The organism is Bacteroides propionicigenes, assembly GCF_018390535.1.
GTDB lineage: Bacteria > Bacteroidota > Bacteroidia > Bacteroidales > Bacteroidaceae > Bacteroides > Bacteroides propionicigenes.
The window spans coordinates 17,719-37,552 of sequence record NZ_JAHBBW010000014.1 but is presented as its reverse complement, the minus strand read 5'-3'; the positions used below and the strand labels follow the sequence as shown (position 1 = coordinate 37,552).

Annotated in this window: 12 protein-coding genes and 1 tRNA gene; 5 read left to right on the top strand and 8 right to left on the bottom strand. The window is 47.5% G+C overall.

Annotated features, from left to right (window positions below):
- The first annotated feature begins 10 nt into the window (after positions 1-10).
- From prfB to KG118_RS14780, 5 genes are all read left to right on the top strand, one after another.
- On the top strand, positions 11-1,129 hold the full coding sequence (prfB, locus tag KG118_RS14795; RefSeq protein WP_117711658.1) for a peptide chain release factor 2: 1,119 nt from the start codon (positions 11-13) through the stop codon (positions 1,127-1,129).
- Positions 1,130-1,327: 198 nt separating this feature from the next.
- Complete coding sequence (locus KG118_RS17580; protein ID WP_255419894.1) at positions 1,328-1,459, top strand: hypothetical protein; 132 nt, start codon at positions 1,328-1,330, stop codon at positions 1,457-1,459.
- Positions 1,460-1,473: 14 nt separating this feature from the next.
- On the top strand, positions 1,474-1,944 hold the full coding sequence (locus tag KG118_RS14790; RefSeq protein WP_117711657.1) for a CYTH domain-containing protein: 471 nt from the start codon (positions 1,474-1,476) through the stop codon (positions 1,942-1,944).
- A gap of 32 nt (positions 1,945-1,976) precedes the next feature.
- Positions 1,977-3,272 (top strand): MgtC/SapB family protein, encoded by a 1,296-nt coding sequence (locus KG118_RS14785; protein ID WP_117711656.1) that lies wholly within the window; start codon positions 1,977-1,979, stop codon positions 3,270-3,272.
- A gap of 150 nt (positions 3,273-3,422) precedes the next feature.
- Entirely contained in the window at positions 3,423-5,951 is a 2,529-nt protein-coding gene (locus KG118_RS14780) for a TonB-dependent receptor domain-containing protein (protein WP_117711655.1), read from the top strand.
- A gap of 9 nt (positions 5,952-5,960) precedes the next feature.
- Here KG118_RS14780 and KG118_RS14775 read toward each other — a convergent pair whose 3' ends face one another.
- The 8 genes from KG118_RS14775 to KG118_RS14740 form a co-directional block, all read right to left on the bottom strand.
- Positions 5,961-7,316 carry a glucoamylase family protein gene (locus KG118_RS14775; RefSeq protein WP_117711654.1) on the bottom strand — a complete coding sequence of 452 codons (1,356 nt, stop codon included), beginning with the start codon at positions 7,314-7,316 and terminating at the stop codon, positions 5,961-5,963.
- A 199-nt stretch (positions 7,317-7,515) separates the two neighbouring features.
- Positions 7,516-9,849 carry a beta-glucosidase BglX gene (bglX, locus tag KG118_RS14770; protein WP_117711653.1) on the bottom strand — a complete coding sequence of 778 codons (2,334 nt, stop codon included), beginning with the start codon at positions 9,847-9,849 and terminating at the stop codon, positions 7,516-7,518.
- A 319-nt stretch (positions 9,850-10,168) separates the two neighbouring features.
- On the bottom strand, positions 10,169-11,692 hold the full coding sequence (locus KG118_RS14765) for a RagB/SusD family nutrient uptake outer membrane protein (protein WP_117711652.1): 1,524 nt from the start codon (positions 11,690-11,692) through the stop codon (positions 10,169-10,171).
- Between the two features lie 69 nt (positions 11,693-11,761).
- Positions 11,762-14,800, bottom strand: coding sequence for a SusC/RagA family TonB-linked outer membrane protein (locus KG118_RS14760; protein ID WP_117711651.1), 3,039 nt, complete (start codon positions 14,798-14,800; stop codon positions 11,762-11,764).
- Between the two features lie 179 nt (positions 14,801-14,979).
- A tRNA-Leu gene (locus KG118_RS14755) sits at positions 14,980-15,061 on the bottom strand.
- 81 nt (positions 15,062-15,142) lie between these two features.
- Positions 15,143-16,174: a S41 family peptidase gene (locus tag KG118_RS14750; RefSeq protein ID WP_117711707.1), complete on the bottom strand. Its 1,032-nt coding sequence runs from the start codon at positions 16,172-16,174 to the stop codon at positions 15,143-15,145.
- Between the two features lie 26 nt (positions 16,175-16,200).
- Positions 16,201-17,046, bottom strand: coding sequence for a DUF3316 domain-containing protein (locus tag KG118_RS14745; protein ID WP_117711650.1), 846 nt, complete (start codon positions 17,044-17,046; stop codon positions 16,201-16,203).
- Positions 17,033-19,747 (bottom strand): DNA gyrase/topoisomerase IV subunit A, encoded by a 2,715-nt coding sequence (locus KG118_RS14740; protein ID WP_117711649.1) that lies wholly within the window; start codon positions 19,745-19,747, stop codon positions 17,033-17,035. Before KG118_RS14740 ends, KG118_RS14745 begins: the two co-directional genes overlap by 14 nt.
- Positions 19,748-19,834 lie beyond the last annotated feature (87 nt).

Here is a 19,834-nt window from a genome sequence, read left to right as displayed (position 1 = left end):
AAGAAAGTATATGATTACCATTGAACAACTGAAAGATATCAAGGAACGTACCGAAGCGTTAAACCGCTATCTGGACATTGAAGGAAAGAAAATACAAGTAGAAGAGGAACAGTTGCGTACGCAAGCTCCGGGCTTTTGGGATGACCAGAAAGCCGCCGAAGCACAGATGAAGAAAGTAAAAGGCTTGCAGCAATGGATTTCCGGCTACAATGAAGTCAAGGTTATGGCAGATGAGTTGCAACTTGCATTCGATTTCTATAAAGATGAACTGGTGACGGAAGAAGAGGTGGATGAGGCCTATGCAAAAGCATCTGTTGCTGTAGAAGCCCTTGAACTCAAGAATATGCTTCGTGAAGAAGCCGACCAGATGGACTGCGTACTGAAAATCAATTCCGGTGCCGGCGGTACGGAAAGCCAGGATTGGGCAAGTATGTTGATGCGTATGTACTTGCGATATGCCGAAACTCATGGATATAAGGCAACTATCGCCAACTTGCAGGAAGGTGATGAAGCCGGAATCAAGGCTTGTACCATTGAGATAGCGGGTGATTATGCTTACGGTTATCTGAAAGGCGAGAACGGCGTACACCGTTTGGTGCGCGTATCTCCCTACAATGCCCAGGGTAAGCGTATGACATCTTTCGCATCTGTTTTCGTCACTCCGCTGGTAGATGATACGATTGAGGTGAATATTGAACAAGCGCGTATCTCTTGGGATACTTTCCGTTCCAGTGGTGCGGGCGGGCAGAACGTAAATAAGGTTGAGTCCGGTGTGCGTCTGCGTTATCAGTTCAAAGACCCTTATACAGGCGAGGAAGAAGAAATTCTGATTGAGAATACCGAAACGCGCGACCAGCCCAAGAACCGCGAAAACGCGATGCGTCAGTTGCGTTCTATCCTGTACGATAAGGAACTACAACACCGTATGGCGGAACAGGCAAAGGTGGAGGCCGGTAAGAAGAAGATTGAGTGGGGATCGCAAATTCGCAGTTACGTGTTCGATGACCGGCGTGTGAAAGACCACCGTACCAACTTCCAGACGTCGGACGTGAATGGAGTAATGGACGGAAAGATAGACGGTTTCGTCAAGGCCTACCTGATGGAGTTTGCAGGCGGAGATACTATTTAGCCCTTTTTAAAAGTTAACATCATTGCCCGGAACAAGTTAACTGAGTTGCGGGCAAAAAGTTAATATCGTATATGCGGGAAGTTAACATCATATAATCAATGATGTTAACTTCCCGCTTTTTTCTTTTATAAATGTTTGCAAACTTCCCGAATTTCCTTTTACTTTGTTTATCGTTGAACTTTAAACTATAGAAACACCATGGGAAAGAGTAAAAAGAAAGTAATGCACAGCCGGAAAGAGGAACAACAAGCCAAGAAAGTATTGCTGATTATCGGAGTGACCGCTTTGGTATTGGTAGTTGGTATGCTGATATTGTACTCTTTCTGGTAATAAAATAGCAGAATATGCCGCAAGAGATAGAACGGAAGTTTCTCATAAAAGGAGAGTATAAGTCGCAAGCATACGCACAGAACCGCATCATTCAAGGATATATCAGTAGTGCGCGCGGACGGACGGTAAGGGTTCGCATACGCGGCGGGCAGGGCTACCTTACCATTAAGGGGGCATCTGATGTGTCCGGCATCAGCCGTTACGAGTGGGAGAAAGAGATTCCCTTGAATGAAGCCGAGGACTTAATGAAGTTGTGCGAACCGGGTATTATTGATAAAACCCGTTATCTGATACGCAGTGGAAACCATGTTTTTGAGGTAGACGAGTTCTATGGGGAAAATGAAGGACTGGTAGTGGCGGAAGTAGAGCTTACCTCGGAGAGCGAGCCTTTCGAGAAGCCGGATTTTATCGGGCAGGAAGTAACGGGAGACATCCGTTATTATAATTCGCAGTTGATGAAGCATCCGTTTAAAGAATGGAAGTAAACTAATCATGTCCCGTAATTGTTGATTCGTATATGGAGAAACTATACCAATACCTGCCGGAAGAACTTGTCACTTTTATTTTGGTGACAGTGTTTTCTTTGCTTATAGGCCTTTCCTTGCGGCGTATCAGCTTGAAGCGCGAAGGGGAGACTACCCTTTTCGGTACGGACCGTACTTTTACCTTTATCGGTATTCTGGGTTATCTCCTTTATATTCTTGATCCGGTAGACTATCGCCTTTTTATGGGGGGAGGGGCTATCTTAGGCCTATTGCTTGCTTTGAACTACTACGTTAAGCAAGCCCAGTTTCACGTATTCGGGGTTACTACTATTGTCATTGCACTCATTACGTATTGCATTGCGCCTATTGTTGCTACACAGCCGTCTTGGTTTTATGTAATGGTGATTGTGACGGTATTGCTCTTTACGGAGTTGAAACATACATTCACCGAACTGGCGCAGCGGATGAAGAATGACGAAATGATTACGCTTGCCAAGTTCCTTGCCATTAGCGGTATCATACTTCCGATGCTGCCTAACGAGAATCTGATACCGGGCGTCAATCTCACGCCTTATAGCATTTGGCTGGCTACGGTAGTGGTTTCAGGTATTTCCTATCTTTCTTATTTGCTGAAGAGATATGTATTTCGTGAATCGGGCATTCTGGTTTCCGGTATTGTAGGAGGGTTGTACAGCAGCACTGCCACTATATCCGTACTGGCGCGTAAAAGCCGTAAGGCATCACCTCAGGAAGCTCCCGAATATGTGGCCGCCATGCTGCTGGCAGTCAGTATGATGTTCCTGCGATTCTTGATACTGATTGGTATATTCAGCGTAGATACTTTAACGGCTATCTATCCCTATCTGTTGATTATGTCCGCTGTCTCTGCGGGAACGGCTTGGTTTCTGCATTCCAAATGGAAACGTCCTGCCGTATCGGGAGCGGCCGATGAAGATGAGGACAGCAGTAACCCGTTGGAATTTAAGGTAGCGCTTATTTTTGCCGTACTTTTTGTGGTATTTACAATAGCTACCCATTACACGTTGATATATGCCGGCAAGAGCGGGTTGACTTTACTCTCCTTTGTGTCCGGTTTCAGTGACATCACTCCGTTTATTTTGAATCTTCTACAAGGTACGGGCAGTGTGCCCGTTTCGTTGATAACGGCTTGCAGTATGCAGGCGATAGTAAGTAATATTGCCGTAAATATGTGCTATGCACTCTTTTTTTCCGGTAAGAAAAGCTCGCTGCGTTCGTGGATTTTGGGCGGTTTCGGTTGTGTCATAATCGCCAATGTATTCTTGTTATTATTCTTCTACTTTCTGTAAATCAACGGACTTTTCGCTTTTTTAACTCCGGTGTTCCGCTAAATGCCGAAGAATGCTCTATTTTTGCCCAGTCCATAACAACACAATATGGATAGAACACTTATAATACAAAACAATAAACCAAAATACTGATTTAAACAGGGGAATACCATGAAAATTAGATGGGTTATGTTGCTGACGGTATTATTACTATCTGCCGGGGCAACTGCACAGAATACGACAAATTCTTCATTTCAGATTAAAGGGGTTCTGCTCGACTCGCTTACTCAGGAAGGAGAGCCTTATGCAACAATCAAGATTGTAAAGAAAGAAGCACCGGCACAAGCTGTCAAGATGCTGGTAACGGATATGAAAGGACAGTTTCAGGAGAAAGTGCCCGGTAATAAAGGTAACTTTATTATGACAATTTCTTCGGTAGGGCGAAACAGCATTGTGAAGAATTTTTCCGTAAAACCGGGAGAAAAGTTGGTAGATTTCGGTACTATTTACATTACGGATGCCTCCAACGAGCTGGGGCAGGTGGAAATCGTGGCACAAAAACCGCTGGTAAAGGCTGATATTGATAAGATAGAATATAATGTGCAGGACGATCCGGACTCCAAGTCAAACTCGGTTCTTGAGATGTTGCGCAAGGTTCCCCTTGTAACGGTGGACGGTGAAGATAATATTAAAGTAAACGGCAGTAGCAGCTTTAAGGTATACGTCAACGGCAGGCCTAATAACATGATGAGCAATAACCCGACTGAAGTCCTGAAAAGTATGCCTGCCAACTCCATCAAGCATATAGAAGTAATAACCAATCCCGGTGCGAAATACGATGCGGAAGGTGTCGGGGGTATCTTGAATATTGTTACCGTAGGTGGTGGTTTGGAAGGTTATACGGCCACATTCAGCGGTAATGTGAGCAATAGGGGGGCAGGTGCAGGCTTGTTTGGTACGGTAAAGAGCGGCAAACTGACGTTCAGCGCCCGATACAATTACAATTATAATAACCAACCCCGCAGTTATTCCGGCGGCAACCGACGTACGGTTGGCGAAACAAACAGTAGTTCGTCCGATTTGGATTATAGCGGAACAAGCAAGGGAAATGGCAACTTCCAGTCCGGCAGTATGGAAGCCAGCTACGAGATTGATACTTTACGCTTGGTAACCATGTCCTTCGGGCTTTGGGGCGGCAGGAATAAAAGTGACGGCGTAACTGATGTACTGGCTACATTTCCGGGTACAGCTGACGAGTTATATAATTATACGTCCGGCAGTCACAACAAAAGTTCGTGGTATTCCATTGACGGCGGCATCGACTATCAACGTCTGTTTCACGTGAAAGAACGTATGCTTACCTTCTCCTATAAGATTAATACCCGTCCGCAGAGTTCGGATGCTTATTCCGGTTACGAGTACGATATGGATAATGTGGCTCCGGATTGGCAAGACTTTATGAGACGTATGCTCGACCAGCACAATGACGGGTCGCAGAATACTACGGAACATACTTTCCAGGCGGATTATACTACTCCTATCGGCAAGATGCATACTGTGGAGGCCGGGGCCAAATATATCCTTCGCAACAACAGCTCCGAGGATGACCGTTTCCAGCGCACTGCCGGGCAACAGTCCGATTACGAATTCGATGAAGACCATAGCTCGCATTATAAACATCAGAATGATATTCTGGCCGCTTATGCCGGTTACTCATTGAAGGTAAAGAAACTGTCCGGCAGACTGGGTGTACGCTATGAGCATACCATACAGAATGTGAAGTATCTTTTAGGTAGGGGTGATAATTTCAAGAAAGACTTTGACGATGTAGTCCCCTCCGCCAGCATCGGTTGGAAGCTGACGGATATGGCTAACTTACGTTTCGGCTATAATATGCGTATTTTCCGTCCCGGTATCTGGTACCTGAATCCTTATCTGAACGATAGCAACCCCACTAATATTACACAGGGAAATCCTAATTTGGATAGTGAGAAAAGCCACGCATTCAATTTGAGTTACAGTAACTTTACGCAGAAGTTCAATATCAATCTTTCGCTCCGTTACTCCTTTACCAATAACAGTATCGAACGAGTCTCCGAGATGATACCCGATACCGAGATTGATGGTTTGCAAGAGACTACCGGTAAGGAAGTGCTTTACTCTACCTATCAGAATATAGGAAAGAGTAGAAATGCCAATTTAAGCGGTTATATCAATTGGAATGCCACATCCAGTACTCGTATTTATGCTAATATCTATGGTAGCTACTCGTATATGGAAGGGGCCAATGGTCTCAAGAACGACGGATGGAATCTTTTTGCCTACGGAGGTGCACAGCAGACGTTGCCCCACGACTGGCGCATTAGTCTGAATGTATTCGGTCAGACCCCGTGGGTGATGTTGCAGGGTAAAGGAAGTAGTTACTTCGATTACGGGCTGAGCGTCAACAAGTCTTTCTTCGATAAGCGCTTGTCTCTTTCTGTCTTTGCCAGCAACTTCTTTAAGAAGTACATGAACAATACCGATATGCTGGAGGGTACAGGCTTTATGCAGGAGAACTGGAGCAAGTATAGCCGCCAACGCTTTGGTATCAGCATCAGCTACCGTATCGGCGAACTGAAAGCCAGTGTAAAGAAAGCCGCCCGTTCTATCAGCAATGATGATGTGAAGAGTGCTGAAGGAACAGGCGGGAATAATTAGCGGGAAAGCTTATTTTGTGGTTTCTGCCTGTCGGGTAGTGAACCCTAATTTCTGCAATCCCTGTTGCACGTCGGGATGGCTCATAAAGAGTTTCCAGAGTAATCCGCTACGGTAATTCTCAATCATTACCGCTATCGGACCTTGGTCGATGGCAAGATAACGTTGCGGATACCAGTTGTCCGTTTCGCTGAAAGCGTCGTAAAAACCGTAAGGCCCGAACACTTTATCGCCCATGCCGTAAAGGTGGCGCATCACTTGCAGTGAATACTCCGGTGTATATACGATAGAAGACAGAGCGGCTGTGGGGGAGATTACTCCCCGGTCGTCGTGCTCGTTTGGTGCGTGGGCGGCATATCCGTTTACGGAGTAGCTGGCGGTCAGTCCCCAGCAATCAGGACCGAAACCTTTGTAGTGCTTGGGATTGCGGATGCAGTAGGCGCGGTTTACAAGTGTCAGGTTACGCATCTCACCGAAGTAGCCGGGGCAATACTCGTCTTCCAGCCCGTTGGGGTCGAGTCCGAGGAAAGAATACTGTGCCCAAAACAGGGGGCCGGCCTTTGTGCCTTGATACCGCAGATGCAGTTCGATGTTTTCCACCTTGTGAGGGCTGACGATAGCGCCGTTTTGTGCCCAACCTTCATGGTACACAGCCGCAGGTACGCCGTGGGTAGGCGAGGCGGCGGCGAGGATATACATGATGAGGCATTCGTTGTAACCGTGTACGGGAAAGTCCATTTCCCAGCCATATTCGGGGCTCCAATGCCAGTAGAGCACGTTTTGGTCACCCTGCCGGTAGAAGTTCCAGTCTACTTCGCGCCATAGCTTGTCGATGCGGGCGGCAAGTGCTTTTTCTTGCGGATTACCGTTTGCGTAGTACTGGTGTACGGCAAGGAGAGCTTGCATGACGAAAGCGGTTTCTACTAAGTCGCCACCATTGTCTTTCTGTCCGAAAGGCTTTACCCGCCCTGTGTCACCATACCACCAATGGGGGTAAGCACCGTGAAAGCGGTCGGCGGTTTCGAGGAAGGAAACGATGCGTTCCATGCGTGCCAGTCCTTCGTCGCGGGTGACGTAGCCGCGGTCGATACCTGCCAATACGGCCATGATGCCGAAACCGCTGCCGCCGGATGTTACTATATTTTGATCGTTTTCGGGGTATATACCGTCCATATGGATACGTTCGCGGGCAAGCCCGCTGTTAGGTTCGGCTCCGTCCCAAAAGTAATTGAAGGTTCGGCGCTGCACCGTATCCAGCAGGGCATCGTCACTCAGCGTTTCGGATGTGCTGTCGGTTTTCTTTGTACCGCAAGCTCCTGTAAGGAATAAGAGCAAGAGAAGCGGGATATGTATGTTCATTAATTTCATCTTATTTAGGTGTAAGAATTAATACTTTGTTGAAAGAACTTTGTTCGCAAGGGAGAAACCAAAAGTTTCAAAGGGGGAAACTTTTAGTTTCAACCGTATGGTACTTAGAGTTTCAATGCTTGAAACTCTGAGTTTCCCCCTTTGAAACTTTTGGTTTTCCTGTATGAAACTGTCGGTTCCCTCCATTGAAACTAATTTATCACTTCAAAGTGAAGCGTGCCGTTCGGGTAGCTTGGCTGTTTCCACCGATGAATATATCGAATTCTCCCGGTTCGGCTACGTGGTTCAAGTCATAATTATAGAACTGTAAGAGTTCGGGAGTAATCTTGAAGGAAACAGTCTTGCTTTCGCCTGCGCGAAGGAAAACCTTTTCGAAGCCTTTCAACTCGCGTACCGGGCGGGTGATGCTTCCTACAAGGTCGCGGATATATAACTGTACGACCTCTGCGCCGTCGCGTTTTCCGGTGTTGGTTACGGTGACTACGGCGGTTATGGAACCGTTCTGTCCCATTGACGGGGTGCTCAGGGCAATATCGCTATATTGGAAGGTGGTGTAAGACAAACCATATCCAAAGGGATAAAGCGGATTGTTGTCCACATCCAGATAGTTGCTGCGGAACTTCTCGAACCATTTGCCGTCCGGTAACGGACGCCCGGTATTCTTGTGGTTGTAGAATAGCGGTATCTGTCCTACATTCTTGGGGAAAGTCATTGTCAGCTTGCCACTGGGGTTGACATCTCCGAACAATACATCGCCTATGGCATAGGCGGCTTCGCTTCCGCCGAACCATACATTCAGTATGGCAGGTACGTTTGCCTGTTCCCATGTCAGTGTCAACGGGCGTCCGGTGAAGAGGGTCAGTACCACGGGCTTGCCCGTTTTCAGCAATGCTTCCAGTAGTGAGCGTTGCACGTCGGGCAGGTCGAGGTTGGTGCGGCTGGAGCTTTCACCGCTCATCTCGGAGGATTCACCGAGGGCGGCTACGATAACGTCCGCACCGGCGGCTGTTTTCAGGGCTTCATCCAGTAGCTCCTTGTCCGTGCGGTTGTCCCGGTTCAGGGAGCGTCCGAACATGGTGGCGCGCTCTTCGTAGGCGGCATCACCGATGAGATTACTGCCTTTGGCATATGTGATGTTCACTTTGCCGGACATCATCTCTTTCAGTCCCTCGTATAGGGAAGGATAGTCGTTGAGGCGTGCGGCCACACTCCATGTACCGGGCATATTGCTGCGCGTGTTGCCCAACGGACCTATAACGGCCACGGTTCCTTCCTTTTTCAGCGGGAGCAGCGGTTCGGGCAGAGAACCCGGATGTTGCTTGATGCTGTCGTTCTTCAACAACACGAAGCTCTCGGCGGCAATGCGGCGTGCGGCTACGCGGTGTTCTTTGGTAAAGATGTCACGAGCGGGACGGTTGAGGTCGCAGTATTTATAGGGATTGTCGAACAGCCCGAGTTTGTACTTTGCCTCAAGGATGCGGCGACAGGCAGCGTCGAGAGTCTTCATGCTTACCTTACCCGACATGACAGACTTTTTGAGCGTACCGACAAATCCTTCACTCACCATATCCATATCTATGCCGGCATTGAGAGCACGTGCGGAGACGGTTTGCAGGTCGCCGATACCATGTTCTATCATTTCGGATATACCGGTAAAGTCGGTCACAACGAAGCCGTTGAAGCCCCATTGCTTGCGGAGCACATCGGTCATCAGCCATTTGTTGGCTGTGGCGGGTACGCCGTCTATCTCGTTGAAAGATGCCATCACACTTCCCACACCTGCCTCTACGGCAGCTTCATAGGGGTACATATATTCGTTGAACATACGATTGCGGCTCATGTCTACTGTATTGTAGTCGCGACCTGCTTCGCCTGCCCCGTAGAGGGCGAAGTGCTTGACACAAGCAAGGATTTCGTCGTTACGCTTCAGCTGGTCGGAGAGGTTGGCTCCCTGATAGCCGTATACCATTGCTTTGGCAATCGCTCCACCGAGGAAGGGATCTTCGCCGCTGCCTTCGCTGACACGTCCCCAGCGCGGGTCGCGGCTGATGTCTACCATCGGACTGAATGTCCAAGAGATACCGTCGGCACTGGCTTCAACGGCAGCAATTCGCGCAGATTCTTGGATGGCTGCCATATCCCAAGTACAGGAAAGTCCCAAAGGGATAGGGAAGATTGTTTCGTAACCGTGTATTACGTCCATACCGAAGAGCAGGGGGATGCCCAAGCGTGAGTTTTCTACTGCCAGCTTCTGCACGTCGCGTATCTTGGCTACTCCTTTCAGATTGAAAAGACCTCCGACGAGTCCTTGTTCAATCTTCTTGGCTACATCACTGTTTTTAGCTTGTCCGGTAGTGATTTCACCGGTAACGGGTAGGTTCAACTGCCCGATTTTCTCTTCTACGGTCATTCGCTTTAGCAGTGCATCGATAAAGCGGTCCATGTCTTGAGGAGATTTCTGTGCCTGCATCGTGGCGGCGCCCATAAAGGCGGCCGCCAGTAACAGACTTGTTTTTTTGAAAAACTTCTTCATAATATGTTTCTTTGTAATATGTTTTTAATGTTATGTTTCTTAATGCTATGCTTCTTAATAAGTAAGTGTTGATTTTTAATTTATATCAAGAGTATCTGTCATTCAGAGCGTAGCGAAGAATCTCTTCTCTGTGTATACATCAAGAGAGTAGATTCTTCGCTACGCTCTGAATGACAGATAGTATAAACTAATTATGCACATTTACTTACTATGTATTCTTAACACTATATTCTTTTCAATTAACACTTCCTCAATAAAAGACTTTCAGCCTTAGGTTGTGTTATCATGCCGCATGGTACGAATCGTTACTCGCTACCGGCTAATAATCAGGATTCTGTACCAGTACCCCATTCGATTTGTCAATCTCGTCTTGCGGCAATGGCAGTAGGGCATTCTTGTCCTGATAGTTTTTTCCGGCAGCTTGCAGTACCTCTTTGGCAATTCCCCAGCGTACAAGGTCGTAGAAGCGGTCGGGCTCCAATGCCAACTCTACACGGCGTTCGTGGCGGATGGCATCACGCAGTGTGCTTTGGTCGATAGACGTAACTTTGGGAAGTATGCTGCTGTCCGTACCGCGTGCATGGGCGCGAACTTGTTCCAGATAGTCGATAGCTTCACCCGAAATACCTTTTTCGTTGGCGGCTTCGGCGGCCATGAGCAATACGTCCGGGTAGCGGATGATGCGGATGTTTACCCAAAAGCCGTCTTTGGTATATTTCTTACGCAGCTCGGGCTCGGTGTATGCCTTTTTGTTGAAGTAAGCTCCCATAGCGGTAGATACGGGAGACTCACCGTAAGGCTTATTAGTGTTTTCCGGGGTGATAGGGTCGCTGATGCTTCGGCGGAAATAGAGCAGGGATGCGTCTTTGCGAGGGTCGCCGGGCTCGAAGGCCTGTCCTAAAAGCGTAGTACCCATATGCCAACCCCAACCGAGGTCCCAGTCTCCTGCACCGCGCACACCTTGTACTTGGCAGAATTGGCTGCCGATGACATCACTGTTTTTCAGTGCGTCGGTCGATTCGCATTGCAACTCGAATACGCTTTCACCGCAGTTCTCACCTTCAACGGTAAATACTTTGTCCACCGGAGTGTTCAGATTGTAGATGCCTGACTTGACTACTTCGGTAGAGGCGTCGTACATATTGCCCCAATCGTTGCGCATCATGTAGGTACGGGCGTGCAGCGAACGGGCGGCTCCCCATGTGATGCGTCCGGTATATTCGGAAGTCCATGTCCGCGGCAGGCATTTCTCGGCTTCGGTCAGATCCTTGTCTATTTGCTCGTATATCTTGTCCGCGGCGGTTTTGGGTACATTGGCATCGGATGCTTCTTTTATTTTGAACGTTACTAACGGCACTTCTCCCCATGCGCGTACAAGGTTGAAGTAACAATAGGCGCGGAAAAACAGGGCTTCGCCTTTGGTGCGGACGTTCTCCAAATCATCTTTGTTTCCACTGTTCTCCAAATCATCGAGTATTTCGTTGCACTGGTAGATGATTTTATAATTCTGTCCCCAATAGGCACTGAGCGTACCATTGGAAGCTGTGTACTGGAAGTCGTCCCACATGGCTGCTTGGTCAGCACCATCGCCGGCATCGCTTCCTTTCTCGGAATCTTCGCTGCGCACCATGTGTATCATGAAGGCGGGTATGCCTGCAGTGATATTATAGCTGCGCATCAGGTAGTATACGTTGTACATCTTTCCGCCGATAAGGGCGTTGGGGGCATCGTCTTCGGTGAACTGTCCCAGAGGGTCACGGTCGAGGAAGTCATTACAGGATGTCAGGGCAAAGGTGGTGAGTGTGCCTGCTATCAGGGTTAATATCTTATTCTTTAGTTTCATAATTTTCCTATTATAGATTTAATAAAATACTGTTATTCTGCAAGGGAACTTTGCTCCGGGCTATGCAGGTCAGAATGTCAGATTGAAGCCGAACGTGTAAATGGCAGGCATCGGATAGCTGCCGTCGTCTACACCGAAAGCAATGGCTGTGCCGCCCAGTTCGGGAGTGTAACCGGTATTGTGTTTCCACGTTTTCAGGTTCTGGATGTTGACATAGAGTTTCAAGGCCTGCATACCGATTCCGGATATCAGGGTCTTGTCGAAGTTATACGCTAACTGTACGTTGCGGATGCGGAAGAAGCTGCCGTCTTCGATATAGTACTCGGAATTCATATTGTTGATGGTATGCTTCGTATTCAGCAAAGGTTGGGTATTGCTTGTGCCCGGTCCGTGCCAACGATCCATACGTTGCTCCATGAAGTTGAACTGGCTCCAGTTGTAGTTGTCCCATGTACGGAATATCTGGTTGCCGCCTTGCCCCATCATGTCGATGCCGAGTTCCCAGTTTTTGTAGTTTACACCGAGGGTGATGCCGTAAGTGACATCCGGAGTGGGGTCGCCTATCATGGTACGGTCGGCAGTGGTGATTTCACCGTCACCGTTCACATCTTTGAATTTCAAGTCACCCGGTGTAACGGTTGCCAAGGTATTTTTGGGAGATTGCGCTATTTCTTCATTTGTCTGGTATACGCCTTCCACCTTGTAGCCGTAGAAGTAACCGATAGGATAACCGGCCATTGTGTAGCTTTGGCTCTTGTCTCCGGCAATGATTGAGTAACCGTCTTGTACAAGATTCAATACTTTGTTCTTGATTGTTGTGAAGTTGGCGCCTACGTTATATCCCCAGTCGCCAATCTGGTCACGCCAGTTGATAGCGAGTTCCACACCTTTGTTCTCTATGGAACCGAGATTGCCGATGCCCGGAACCGTACCGGAGATGCCCGGCACTTCTGCCAGCAGGTCTTTGGTGGTTTTCTTGTAATATACACCCTCAAAGTGCAGGCGGTTGCGGAAGAAGTTGGCCTCTGCGCCTACTTCCCAAGCTTCCACTTTCTCCCAACGGAGATTGGGATTAGGCAGGTAGGACAGCTGGTAGCCCGGATAGATGGCGGATGGTTTGCCGAATACGGCAGAGTAGGCATTGGTGAGCAACGGCTCGGCAGGATAGGCTTTATCCAGATTCTGATTGCCGAGCGTACCCCATGAACCTTTCAGCTTCAACATATCCAACCAAGTAATATCTTTCATGAATTCCTCTTCAGACATCAGCCAGCCTGCACCGACGGAATAGAAGTTCTGCCACTGGTTTCCGGTATAAGAGAATGCGGAAGAACCGTCACGACGGAACGAACCGTTGAACAGATATCTTCCTTTGTAATTATAGAGCACACGTCCCAGCATGGATACGGTGCTGCGCTCCCATTGCTTGCTTTCGTTGGTGGCGGTTGCCGCATCGCCAATACTGACGTACCACTTATCGGGATTGTCGGGAATAACCAGACCTACTCCTTGCGTACGTTCTCCGCCCAGCATCTCCAATTTATTATAATAGGTTGTGAAGCCGGCGGTGGCGGTCAGACTATGGTTGCCCCAAGTATTGGTGTAGGTCAGGAGGTAGTCGCTCTGTACTTTGGCTTCGGTTTCTTTGGATTGTTTCACTCCGGTCTTTCCGTTGCCGAGGGTTACGATGTTGCCTTCCACACTGCTGTCGAATACGGTGATGATAGGGGTGTAAGTGCGGTTGCTGTTGGAAGCATAATCCATGGAATACATCACTTTGAACTGGAAGTTCTTCAGGAAATCCCATTGACCGTATACATTGCCCGACGCACGATAGTTTTCCGCACGGGTGGTGTTGGCTTTCAAGTCCACATCGACCATAGGGTTATTCATCTGTGCTTTCTGAAAGCCGGGTAGGGTGGTGTACAGGTCGTATTCCGCATTGTATACGGGAGCTACCGGTGCGGCGCGGAGAGCTGTTGCCACACTCTTGGTATCGGCAGGCAGTATGCGTGCACCGTTAAACTGGAAGCCGACTTTGAAGTTATCCGTAACTTTATAGTCGTTGCTTACATTCAGTGTGACTTTGCTGTATTTCTCGTGCTTGATATTACCTTGCTCGTAGGCATAACCGGCACCGAGGTAGAAGCTGTGTTTGGCAGAAGCGCCCGTGATGCTGACGCTGTTGTTGGTGATGAATCCGGTTTGGAAAATTTCATTCTGCCAGTTGGTATTGCCCGTCCAGGGAGTGAAGTCGAATTCGGGATTACCTTCATTCCTCAACTGTTCGTTGTAAAGCTCTTTGAAACCGGCTGCGTCGACCATTGCAATCTTGTTCGTTACGGTCTTGAAACCGAACGAGCCGTTGATGTTGACACGCGTCTGCCCTTCTTTGGCCTTCTTGGTGGTAATGATGATGACACCGTTGGCGCCGCGCACACCGAAAATGGCGAGTGATGACGGGTCTTTCAGGATTTCCATGGACTCGATGTCCTGCGGATTGAGGAAGTTGATGTTGTCATTGAACAGGCCATCTACTACATACAGCGGTTTGTAGCCGTTGATGGAGTTTGTACCGCGCACGCGTATTTCGGGGTCGGCACCGGCTTTACCGGAGTTGATGACCTGTACGCCGGCTATCTTGCCCTGCAGGGCAGCTACCGGGTTGACTACGGGTTTGTTGGCAATCTCATCACCTTTGATGTTGGTGATGGAACCGGTGAGGTCGCGTTTTTTGGCGCTACCGTAACCGATGACGACTGTCTCGGCAAGCATCTGCGAATCATCGTGCATTTGTACATCGATAACGCTCCGGTTGCCCACCTTGATAGATTGTTTCACCATGCCTACATAGGAAAACTCCAAGATGGCTTCGGGCGGTACTTGGATGGAATACTCTCCGTCAATGTTCGTAATGACACCGTTGGAAGTACCTTGTTGCAGTACGGACGCTCCGATAAGCGGTTCGCCTGTTGCATCGGTCACCGTGCCGGTCACTGTTTTGTTTTGAGAGAAACTGGGAGTTGCCGCAAGGAGCAAGCATGCCGTCAGAAATAGATTTTTCAGCCAAAAGGCTCTCTTCATAGGAAGTTTAGGTTTTTTCTTCATTGCATAAAGTTTTAGTGGATAACTAACTTTGATAATTTCCTCTGAAACAATCAGGATGCAAAAAAGATTTCAGACCTTTATATATCTCAGGTTTTTAACACAATCCGTGGGAAAAGAAAAAAGAAGATGTATTTATGTACATCTTCTTTCCCTGTTGTTTGTCTTTTATAAAATATGTGTGCGGGTGATAGGACTCGAACCTACACGCCTCACGGCACCAGATCCTAAGTCTGGCGCGGCTGCCAATTACGCCACACCCGCAGGGGGATTTTCCGTTAAGCGGTGCAAAGATAAGAAGTTTTCCCGGTTCTACAAGCAAAAGGGTAAAGAAAGTTATTCATTTCATTCCGGATTCCATTCTCCTTTAAGGAAAGCCCGGGCTTTTTCGATGATAGTGTCTATATGCTTTGCTTCATCAGCCTCGTCCATATCAATTTTGATGTCAGGCTCTATTCCCCATTCTATCTGTTCCATGTTGACATTGAAATGCGGGCTGGCAGAGAAGCGGACTGTCCACCCGTTAGGCAGTTCGGAGGTAAAAGGCATACCGGAGCCGCCACCGGTTTTGTCACCCATGATGGTGACATTAGGCAGGCAACTCATTTGGTTGACAAAATCGTTGGTTGCACTGTATGAGCGGCGGTTGGTCAGTACTACCACTTTCTTTTGCCAGCGTATGCTGTTGCTGGGTTCTAACTCTATGGGGTAGGGTTCGGAAAAGTCATTGTGTCCCTTGCCTGTTTTATGGCAGATATATCCGGTCTGCACTTTTTCGTTGGTGAAACGGGCGGCAATGCGTGTGGAGTTGGTTACATTGCCGCCGCCATTACTGCGCACATCTATGATAAGTCCGTTGCATACGGCAAGGTAGGAGAGAATCTCGTCCAGATTGCCATTGCCTATTCCCGAAGAGAAACTTTCGTAACGCATATAGCCGATATTATCTTCAAATATCTTATATTTGACACCTGCGGCGGTACGGTAGTCGGTACTGGCCTTACCCAGATAGACATCTTCTACGATGTCTTCACGGAAATTGCGTGGATAATCTTGATACCATGCGTCATAGTAAGATACATTATGGGCGGAGGCTAAGTTAACGTGCCCATCCTGCAGTTCATTCAGCATATTTCCCAGTACTTCAAAAAGCCCTTCACTACTCATTGTATTGGTAATGAGCTTACTGTATTTTGTATGGATGGCATCCCAGTCTATTTGCTTGTATTCCAAGAAACAATACTGCTCATCGATAATTTTCCATAGCGCCTCAAAGTTCCCTTTCGGAGAATTGGTAGTTTCTTCTTCGCGGATACAACTGCTTAGCAAAGAAAGCACGACAACCAGAACCATTATCTTTTTTAGAAATCCTATCATCTTATCATTTACCATTTATTATCCTATCACCTTTTCCTCTTATTTTTTAATAAATAGAGCTCCTTTATAAAGCCCACCATGAATACGTGTGAATAGGCATGTGTCTTTATATCGTTCACTTTAGATTGTTGAGCATCCCATATATAGGCGAGACGCATTTTGGCTCGCCCTATCGGAAAGTCTGCCGTGAGCATTTGTCGCAATGAAGGTTGGTTGTGTAATGAGGTGAATTTCACTACTCCGCTACTGTTTCCTAATGAGAAAATTTCATAGTAGGATTGACCATAGTGCGGTGAAAACATGATACCCATTAACGGCAGGTTGATTTGGTAACGTAATGTCAGTGGGTAGTTTCTTACACGTAAGTTCCAGATAGCCATACCCGATGCATCCAAATTGATATAGGCACGTGCCGATGCCGGATTGTTGGTATTGCGCAGGTTATAGACGAAACCGCCATTTAAGTCGGCAAGACCGCCGGCAAGTAACTTGAAGTTACTCGTTATCGGAAAGTTGTAGTGCAGACCATAGTTCCAGTTTGCCAATGCGGAGAATGTATTGTTATTATCCACTTTGTTGTGGGTATAACCGATGTCGGCTTGAAAGAAGCTTTGCAAAGACAATCTGCCGTTCATCCATTTGGTCATACGCATACTTTCGCGTGAGACACGAAAGTCGATTCCGGTATATTCTTGTGGGGACAGATAGGTGTCGAATATGTTTGTAAAACCTATACCGTACATGGTGGCACGAGTTACTAGACGGCTTTGCTCCAAGCCTTCCCTTTCTGCGGGAAGCTGGGCCTGTATGGTACTGCTGTGTAGTAACAGAACAAGGCAGATAATGGCTATCACCGGCTTAGGTAGTTTCATGTTCCTCGCTATCATCATTGTTAGAGAACAATTTCATTTGCCCTGTCAGTTCATCTAATATGTCGCTTTCACTCTTTCCATGATCCGGGTCCAGGATCTCTGTTTCTTCCTCATCAAAGCTTTCGGTAGTTTGCGGAGCTTCCGGCTGGCGGGTGGGCTCTAATTCGTTGATAGTGTCCAGTGTGTAAGTAGTCAACCGTTTTCCTTTGGCTTTGAAACCTTTCACTGCGATAAACTCATCCGCATCAATAATTAACGGTTCACGGAAATTATCATGACCACCGAATATGACTTCCAGCCGCGGATAATATTCGTCAGTTAACAGAATGAGACGATTGTCCTTATTTTCACCCAAATAGTTCTGCTTGCGGTTGCTTGCATCAAAACAGAAACGCTTGATATACGGATAACCTTGCTGGTCGGCATCATAAAGAACAGCTGTCCAAACCTTGTTCGGATCATATTTCTCCAGTACCCGTATGCTGTCTTCGTAATGATTGTTTACATCGAAATTGCTGGTGTAAAACTCACCGTTATTCAATACCACCAAGATTTGTTCGTCACTTTGGAATTCACCAAGATACTCTCCGCGACCGTCATAGTTGAGGCGCAGCACATCTTGGTCAAACCATACTTTTCGTCCGCCCAATGTAGAACCGCCGCGTTGTTTCAAGGCTATCTTATGAACCGGGTTACGGGTGAGTATATTACCCATAGCCTGGCGTCCTTTGATGTTGATTTGGCTGAAATCCTCTTCGAAGATAATGCGACGTATACGCGGGTTAGGCTTAAGCGTTACCTTGATGACCTCGGCCTCACCGTTGGGATTGGCAGTGAAATATACGATACGTGAGTCGGGTGCACCTTGTGTCACGTCATATTCGCGGTCACGTACTACGGAAGTTACGGCAAAACGTTTGATATAATGTGTACCTTCTTTTCCGTCACGGTAGACGACGTTGTAGATGGTGCGTTTGTCGTTCTTCTTAAATACGTTGGCATAGAGTATATTCTTGCCTACGAATTTTTTGTCTGCTACCGGAGTAATGATGTAACGTCCGTCGCGGAAGAAAATGATTACGTCGTCGAGGTCAGAACAGTTGGCTATGAATTCGTCTTTCTTCAAGCTTGTGCCGATGAATCCCTCTTCGCGGTTGATGTACAGTTTCTCATTGGCTTCCACCACTTTGGTAGAGTCGATGGTATCGAAGTTACGCAACTCGGTACGGCGCGGGAAGCCTTTGCCGTATTTCTCCTTCAGCATACGGAACCAGTCTACCGTATATTCCACGATGTTTGCCAGATGGCGGTCTATCTCCTCGATGTCCGCTTTCATGCGGGCAATCAGTTCTTCTGCCTTGTCGGAGTTGAACTTGAGGATGCGCGCCATTTTTATTTCCATCAGTTTGAGGATATCTTCTTTAGTCACTTCGCGGATGAATGTGGGATAGTAAGGAGTTAAACGCTCGTCGATGTGCTCGCAGGCGGCATCCATGTTTTTGGCTTGCTCAAACTCCTTATCCTTATAGATACGCTCTTCAATGAATATCTTCTCCAATGAGGAGAAGTGCAGGCTTTCCAGTATTTCGTTTTTGCGTATTTCCAGTTCTTGGCGCAATAAAGCCAATGTATTGTCCACTGACTTTCTCAGTACATCGCTCACGGTGAGGAAGTGTGGTTTCTGTTCGTCAATGACGCAACAGTTGGGTGAAATGCTGACTTCACAATCCGTAAAGGCATAAAGTGCATCAATCGTTTTGTCTGATGATACACCTGGAGCAAGGTGCACCAGTATCTCTACGTTTCCGGAAGTTAGGTCTTCTACTTTTTTTATCTTGATTTTCCCTTTTTCGCTTGCTTTGACAATAGAATCGCAAACACTGGCTACTGTTTTCCCGTAAGGAATTTCTCTAATGACAAGTGTTTTGTTATCTACTTTTTCAATCTTGGCACGTACACGTACAGCTCCTCCGCGCTCACCGTCGTTATATTTTGATACGTCAATATTTCCGCCTGTTTGGAAGTCGGGATAGAGTTTGAATTCCTCGTTGTGAAGGTATTTTACAGATGCATCACACAGCTCGTTGAAATTGTGCGGCAATATTTTGGAAGACAGACCTACAGCGATACCTTCCACTCCTTGTGCTAATAACAGGGGGAATTTGACGGGGAGCGTCACCGGTTCTTTATTTCGTCCGTCGTATGACAGCTTCCATTCTGTTGTTTTGGGATTGAACACTACATCGAGCGCAAATTTGGAGAGGCGTGCTTCAATGTAACGGGGGGCGGCTGCGCTGTCTCCCGTAAGAATGTTACCCCAGTTTCCCTGGCAGTCAATAAGCAAATCCTTCTGGCCGAGCTGTACCAGTGCGTCACCGATGCTGGCGTCACCGTGAGGGTGAAACTGCATGGTATGTCCCACGATGTTGGCTACCTTGTTGTAACGCCCGTCTTCCATACGCCGCATAGAATGTAGAATACGTCGTTGGACAGGTTTTAATCCGTCCATGATGTGAGGTACGGCACGTTCCAGAATTACGTAAGAGGCATAATCCAAAAACCAGTTCTGATACATACCGCTCAGCTGGTGCTTGATGCTTACATCATTGGTATCTGCAGGTTTATAGTCCGAATGCCCTTCACCCCTTTCAGGGAGTTCTTTATCCAAATCGTCTTTTGGTCCTTCAAAGTCTTCGCTCATATTTATTCGGGAATTGTCTATTCATGAATTGCTGCTGGTTTGGCAGTTGCAGGCAAAAATACAAATTATATTCCATTAAAGAAAAAC